This is a genomic window from Amycolatopsis sp. NPDC104819 (assembly GCF_055583145.1).
This window is the reverse complement of record NZ_JBVJON010000011.1, coordinates 51,710-59,034: the sequence shown is the minus strand read 5'-3', so window position 1 is coordinate 59,034 and position 7,325 is coordinate 51,710. Positions and strand designations below refer to the sequence as shown.

Below are 7,325 nucleotides of genomic sequence, written 5' to 3'. Positions count from 1 at the left end.
CGCGGCGCTCCCAGTGATCCGGTTCGGGCGGGCGCCCGGCCGCCTCACGACGCCGGAGCCACCGCCGGGGTTCAGGTCGAAGGCGACTATGCCGCCGCGCGGGCCGGTTTTTCCCCAGAGATCGTCGCTCCGCCCGCCGGCCGACGTCGCGAATGAAGTCTGCGGTTTTCCGTGGTTCGGCGGAGGCATGCTCTTCGCGCCGGATGCCCCGAAGGAAGGCCGACCATGACACGCATCGGAAGGGCGTTGAGACGCCCCTGGATCATCCCCTTCTACTTCCTGGTGTTCGGGTTCCTCGCGTTCCGGTTGCCCAACTACCTCGGCTTCGACCCGAGCAAGTCGACCGCGGCGACGCGCCTGGACCTGCCCTTCTACTACCCGTTGCTGGTGGCGCACATCGTCTTCGGCTCAATCGCGTTCGTGACGGCGTCGATCCAGATCTGGCCGTGGCTGCGCAACCGCAAGCCGAAGCTGCACCGGATCTCGGGCCGCGTCTACGTCCTGGGCGGCGCGCTGCCGGCCGGGCTCGCGATCCTGACGATCACGCCGTTCCTGACCCACGGCCCCGGCCAGAAGGCGGGCAACGCCCTGCTGGGCCTGCTGTGGCTGACCACGACGATCATCGGCTTCCGCCGGGCGCGCCAGGGCCGGATCGTCGAGCACCGCGAGTGGATGCTGCGCAGCTTCGCGTTGTGCTTTTCGATCCTCGCGTCCCGCTTCTGGCTGGGCCCGGCCATCCTGTGGCTGGAGCCCGAGGTGTTCACGATGGGCGTCGACGGCCCGCCGGCGGTGCAGGACCAGGTGTCCACGCTGACGTCGTGGGTGCCGTGGGTGGTCAACCTGCTGATCGCGGAGTGGTTCAACCACCGCGCCCGCTACAAGGCGCTGGGCCGCCAGGCGGCCAAGCGCGCGGCGGCGAAGGTGGTCGTGCCCCAGGATCCGGCGCCGACCGCGGCCGCCCAGCCCGCGCACCCCACGCCGGCGCTGGCGCCGAACACGAAGACGCCGGTCCTGGAGCGTCCGGCCCCCGACCCCGTCCCCTAGTCTCGCGGCTGCCTTCCCGCGGCGAAGAACCCCGGCACACTCCCCCAGGTGCCGGGGTTCTTCGCGTTCACCGATCGGCCTGGCTGTCCGAGGGCGAGCCGGCCGAGGACATCGTCCGGACATGGACGAGCCCGGACGGCTGCCCCGGGGCCGAGCCCTCACACCCGCGGCAGCCAGTCCTGGACCGCTGCCACGGCTTCCGCGATGTGCTCTTCCACGATCGTGAAGTGGTTGCCCGGGACGTCGGTCACCGTGTCCGCGTGCGCCCACGCCGAGCGCCAGTCCACCGACTCCTGGGCCGCCACGATCGGCTCCGACGCGCGCACCAGCAGCGTCGGGCACGGCAGCGGGCCCAGCTCCCAGCCCTCCATCAGGTCGAAGCACCAGGCCATCGCCGACAGCCCCGCGCTCGTCACCTCGGTGTACTGCTGGTTGCGCTTGTACAGGCCCTGCATCAGCCCGCCGCCGGCACTCGAGACGAACTCGCTGTCCACCGCGTACGGGTCCAGCAGCGCGACGCCGGCCGGGGGTGTGCCGCGGCGGCACAGCTCCGTCGCGATCGCGTGCACCAGCAGGCCACCGGTGGACACGCCGAGCACGATCGCCGGCTCGCCGCCCGTGTACGCGGAGATCGCGTCGGCCTCCGCCGCGACCAGGGCCTGGCGGTCGGCCGGGAGCGCTTCGCCGTCGGTGAAGCCCGGGATCGGGACCGCCGAGACGTCGTGGCGGCCGCGGCAGGACGCCGCGAAGAGGGAGTACTGCTGCACCCCCGCCATCGCCACCAGCGCCGGGACGCAGATCAGGTGCGGGCCGGGCTCGGCGTCCGGGGACCGGCGGGCCAGCCGCAGCGGGCGGATCGGCCGGGTCAGCTCTTCGGACGTGCGGAACTTCGGGCGCAACGTCGCCGCCGCGCGCAGGAACGCGATCGCGTCCGCCTGCTGCCCGGCCTTCAGCGCGTCGGTGAACAGGCCCGCGATCGTCTCCGGAGCCTGCACGGACACCGTGCTCGTGACTTCGGCCGTCGTTCCGGTGACGAGCTCGCCCGCCAGGTGCGCGGCCAGCTCCTCCGGTGTCGGGTGGTCGAACACGACGCCGACCTGCAGGATCAGGTCCGTCGCCGTCTGGAGGCGGTTGCGCAGGTCCATCGCGGTCAGCGAGTCGAAGCCCAGCTCCGGGAAGCTGCCGTCGGCCGGGACCGCGGCCGCACCCGGGTGCCCGAGCACGGCGGCGGCCAGGCCGCGGACCAGCTCCAGCACCGCGCCCGGCCGGTCGCCGGCGGGCAGCTGCGCGTACGTCCGGGCGAACGAACCCGCGTCCTGCTCCGCCGTGGCCGCCGAGCGGCGCGACGGCGGCGGGACGAGCGCGTACATCAGCCGCGGCACCTCGCCGGCCGCGCGCATCGCGGCCAGGTCGAGCCGGATCGCGGCGAGCACCGGCTCGGCGGGGTGGGCCAGCGCGGCGTCGAACAGGGCCACCCCCTGCTCGGCGGACAGCGCCAGCGCTCCCCCGCGCTCCTGACGGCGACGGCTCGTCTCGTCGAGCCGGGCCGCCATCACGCTGCGGTCGCCCGCCCAGGTGCCCCACGCGATCGACGTCGCCGGGAGGCCGAGGCCGTGGCGGTGCCGGGCGAGGCCGTCGAGGAAAGCGTTTGCGGCGGCGTAGTTGCCCTGGCCCGCGTTGCCCGCCAGCCCGGCGAACGACGAGAACAGCACGAACGCCGTCAGCTCGCGGTCGCGGGTCAGCTCGTGCAGGTGCCAGGCCGCGTCGAGCTTCGGCGCGAACACCGTGTCGAGCTTCTTCGGGGTCAGCGAGCCGAGGACGCCGTCCTCCAGGGCGCCGGCGGTGTGGACGACCGCCCGCACCGAGGGTTCCGAGCCGAGCAGCCGGGCGAGCGCGTCCCGATCGGACACGTCACAGGCGCGAACGTCCACAATGGCGTCGAGCTCGGCCGCGAACTCCGCGGCGCCCGGCGCGTCCGCGCCGCTGCGGCTGACCAGCAGCAGCTCGCGGACGCCGTGCTCGGTGACCAGGTGCCGGGCGACCGTCCGGGCCAGCGCGCCGGTGCCGCCGGTGACGAGCACCTTGCCCGCCGCCGACCAGTCCACAGTGGACTCCTCGCCGCGGACGCGGGTGAGGCGGCCGACGTGCGGGACGCCGTCGCGCAGCACGACCTGCGGCTCGCCCGAGGCGAGCAGACCCGGCAGCAGCGGCAGCAGGTCGCGGATGGACTGGTCGCCTTCGCGTTCGAGGTCGGCCAGCACGATCCGGCCGGGGTTCTCCGTCTGCGCCGAGCGCAGCAGGCCCCACGCGGTCGCGCCGGCGAGGGCGTCTTCGGTGGCGCCCCGGGTGACGAACACCAGCCGCGTGGTGCGCAGCCGGTCTTCCTCGAGGAACGCCTGGACCTCGCCGAGCACCCACTTCGTCAGATCGCGGGCCGCTTCGCGGTCGTTCTCCGGCCGCACCGGCACCAGCGGCATGAGGATCACCTGGGGCGCGGGCAGGCCCTCGTCGAGCGCGGCGGTCAGCGCGCCGAGGCCGAGGAACGTCTCGACCGCGCGGCCGAGGGTGTAGACGGCGCCGGTCAGCCCGAACTCGTCGGCCCCGGCCACGACCCAGGTGCCGTCTTCGAGCCGGCCGGGTTCCGGGGCCGGCACCGGCTGCCACTCCCAGCGGAAGAGGCTGTCGCCGTGGGCCGGCGCGCTCTCGATCGTCCCGGCGTCGCGCAGCAGCAGCGAGCCGACGGAGACGATCGGCGTGCCGGTGGTGTCGGCGAGGTCGACGCGGACACCGTCGGGGCCGGTGGGGCTGACGCGCACGCGGGCCCGGGACGCGCCGACCGCGTACAGCTCGACGTCGGTCCACGAGAACGGGAGCCGGCTGCGGCCTTCGCCGGTGAACGACGCCGCGTGCAGCGCCGCGTCGAGCAGCGCCGGGTGCAGGGCGCACGCGGCCGCTTCGGGCCGGTTGGCCGCCGGCAGTGCGACCTCGGCGTAGACGTCTTCGCCGTGCCGCCAAGCCTTTTCGAGCCCGCGGAAGAGCGAGCCGTAGCCGAAACCGTTCTCGGCGGCCTGCTCGTAGAAGCCGGTCAGGTCGATCGGCTCGGCGCCGACGGGCGGCCACTCGGCCGGGAACTCCCCCGCCTCCGGGACCTCGCCCGCCCGCAGCACGCCGGTGGCGTGGCAGGTCCACGGCTCGTCACCGGCGTCGGGCCGGGCGTAGACCGACAGCGTCCGCCGGCCGGCCGGGGTCGGCGGGCCGAGCACCACCTGGGTGCGCACGGCCTGCCCCGGCGGGACGACCAGCGGCACGGTCAGGGTCAGCTCGTCGACGACCGGGCAGCCGGCCTCGTCGCCGGCGCGGACGGCCAGCTCCAGGAACGCGGTGCCGGGCAGCAGGACCGCGCCGCCGAAGGTGTGTTCGGCGAGCCACGGGTGCGTCGCGACCGACAGCCGCGAGGTGAACAGGAAACCTTCGGTGTCCGGCAACGCCGTCACGGCGCCGAGCAGCGGGTGCTCCGCCGCGGCGAGGCCCAGCGCGGTGATGTCGCCGGCCGCCTGCAGGGTGCCGCGGGGCCAGAAGTCCGTGCGCTGGAAGGGGTACGTCGGCAGTGCGACGCGGTCGCCGTCGGGGACGCGCCAGCCGACGTCGGCGCCGCGGGCGAAGGCGGCGCCGAGCGCGGCCAGGAACCGGTCCGGCCCGCCGTGGCCGAGCAGCAGGGTCGCCGACGCCGTCGCGCCGGTGCCGGACTGCTCCAGCAGCGCCTGCAGGCCGAGGCTGAGCACCGGCTGCGGGCTGATCTCGACGAAGTGGCGCGCGCCGCGGTCGAGGGCGGCAAGGACCCCGGCGTCGAAGCGCACGGTGTGTTCCAGGTTGCGGTACCAGTACTCGCCGTCCAGCTCCGGGCCGTCGAGCCAGCGCCGGTCGGCGGTGGAGAAGAACGGGATCGAGGTCTCCCCCGGGTGCAGCTCGCCCAGGACGTCGAGGAGCTCGTCGTGCAGCACGCGCACCTGGGGGCTGTGCGCGGCGAAGTCGACCCCTTCGACGCGCCAGCGCATCAGCCCGGCCGAGGACAGCCGCTTTTCCAGCGCGGTCAGGGCTTCCGGCTCCCCGGCGACGGTGACCGTGCGCGGCCCGTTGACCGCCGCGATCGACAGCTTTCCCTCGAAGTCGCCGAGCAGCTCGCCGACTTCGGCTTCGGACGCCATCACCGACAGCAGCCCGCCGTGCCCGGCCAGCCGGTCGCCGATCAGGCGGCTGCGCAGCGTCACGATCCGCGCGGCTTCGGGCAGCGACAGGATCCCGGCGAAGCACGCGGCCGCGATCTCACCCTGCGAATGCCCGAGCACGGCCGCCGGCCGGACGCCGTAGGAACGCCAAAGGTGGGCGAGGGAGACCATCACGGAGAACAGCACCGGCTGCACGACGTCGACCCGGTCGACCGAGGGCGCGCCCTCGACGCCGCGCAGGACGTCCAGCAGCGACCAGTCCACGTACGGCGTGAGGGCTTCGGCGCACTCCTCGATGCGGGCGCGGAAGGCCGGTTCGGTGTCCAGCAACGCGATCGCCATCTCCGGCCACTGCGAACCCTGGCCGGGGAACACGAACACCGGGCCGGGCGCGGCCGTCACCGTGCCGGTGGCCACGGTCGGCGCCGGGACCCCGGCCGCGAGCGCGGACAGGCCTTCGCGCAGGGTGGCGTGGCCGGTCCCGGCCACGACGGCGCGGTGGTCGAAGCGGCTGCGGGCCAGCAGCGTGCGGGCGATCCCGGACAGCGGCTGGGCGGGGTGCTCGTCGAGGTGCGCCAGCAGCCGGGCGGCCTGCCCGGCCAGGGCTTCCGGCGACTTCGCCGAGAGCACCCACGGAATCGCGACCGGCTCCGCGGCGGCCGTGGCGGGTTCGGCGGGCGGGGCCTGTTCGAGGACGACGTGCGCATTGGTGCCGCTGACCCCGAACGACGAGACGGCGGCCCGGCGCGGCGCCCCGGTCCGCGGCCACGGCCGCGGTTCGGTCAGCAGCTCGACGGCGCCCGCGGTCCAGTCGATCTTGGTGGACGGCTCTTCGGCGTGCAGGGTGCGCGGCAGGACGCCGTTGCGCATGGCGAGGATCATCTTCAGCACCCCGCCGACGCCGGCCGCGGCCTGCGTGTGCCCGATGTTCGACTTCAGCGAGCCGAGCCACAGCGGCCGGCCCTCGGGCCGGTCCTGGCCGTACACCGAGATCAGCGCCTGCGCCTCGATCGGGTCGCCCAGCGTGGTGCCGGTGCCGTGCGCCTCGACGACGTCCACATCGGACGGTGACAGCTTCGCGTCGGCCAGCGCGGCGCGGATCACGCGTTGCTGCGACGGGCCGTTGGGCGCGGTGAGGCCGTTGGACGCGCCGTCGGAGTTCACGGCCGAACCGCGCAGCACGGCGAGGACCTCGTGGCCGTTGCGCCGCGCGTCGGACAGCTTTTCCAGCGCCAGCATGCCGACGCCTTCGGACCAGCCGGTGCCGTCGGCGCCTTCGGCGAACGCGCGGGAGCGGCCGGTCGGCGAAAGCGCGCCCTGGCGGCTGTACTCGATGAACACCATCGGCGTCGACATGATCGCGACACCGCCCGCCAGCGCGAGCGAGCATTCACCGCGGCGCAGGGCCTGCGCGGCGAGGTGCAGGGTGACCAGCGACGACGAGCACGCGGTGTCGACGCTGACGGTCGGGCCTTCGAAGCCGAAGGTGTAGGAGATGCGCCCGGAGGCGACACTGCCGGCGCTGCCGTTGCTCTGGTACCCCTCGAGGTCCTCGGTGACGCCCTGCAGCGCGATCGCGTAGTCGTTGTACATTACGCCGACGAACACACCGGTCGCGCTGCCGCGCAGGGAAAGCGGGTCGATGCCCGCGCTTTCGCAGGCCTCCCAGGCGGTTTCCAGCAGCAGCCGCTGCTGCGGGTCGGTGGCCAGCGCCTCGCGCGGGCTCATCCCGAAGAACGCCGCGTCGAACCCGCCGGCGCCGTGCAGGAACCCGCCCTCGGCGGTGGCGGAGGTGCCAGGCCCGCCGGTGTCGCCGAGCAGGTCGGCCAGCGGCCAGCCGCGGTCGTCCGGGAAACCGCCGATCGCGTCGGCGCCGTCGTCGACCAGCCGCCACAGGGCTTCGGGGGTGTCGACGTCGCCGGGGTAGCGGCAGCTCATGCCGACCACGGCGATCGGCTCGTCACCCGCGGACTCCGCGGCGACCAGGCGCTCACGGGTGCGTTGCAGGTCGGCGGTCACCCGGCGGAGGTAGTCGAGCAGCTCGGCTTCGGTCGC

Annotated in this window: 1 protein-coding gene and 1 pseudogene; one reads left to right on the top strand and one right to left on the bottom strand. The window is 74.4% G+C overall.

Translation table 11 applies throughout. The features are described 5' to 3' along the window. Nucleotides 1-225: 225 nt before the first annotated feature. Entirely contained in the window at nt 226-1,044 is an 819-nt protein-coding gene (locus ACZ63E_RS31760) for a DUF2306 domain-containing protein (RefSeq protein WP_465339838.1), read from the top strand. 158 nt (nt 1,045-1,202) lie between these two features. Here ACZ63E_RS31760 and ACZ63E_RS31755 read toward each other — a convergent pair. Further along, nucleotides 1,203-7,322: pseudogene (locus ACZ63E_RS31755) on the bottom strand (SDR family NAD(P)-dependent oxidoreductase); the annotation flags it as partial. Between the last annotated feature and the right edge of the window lie 3 nt (nt 7,323-7,325).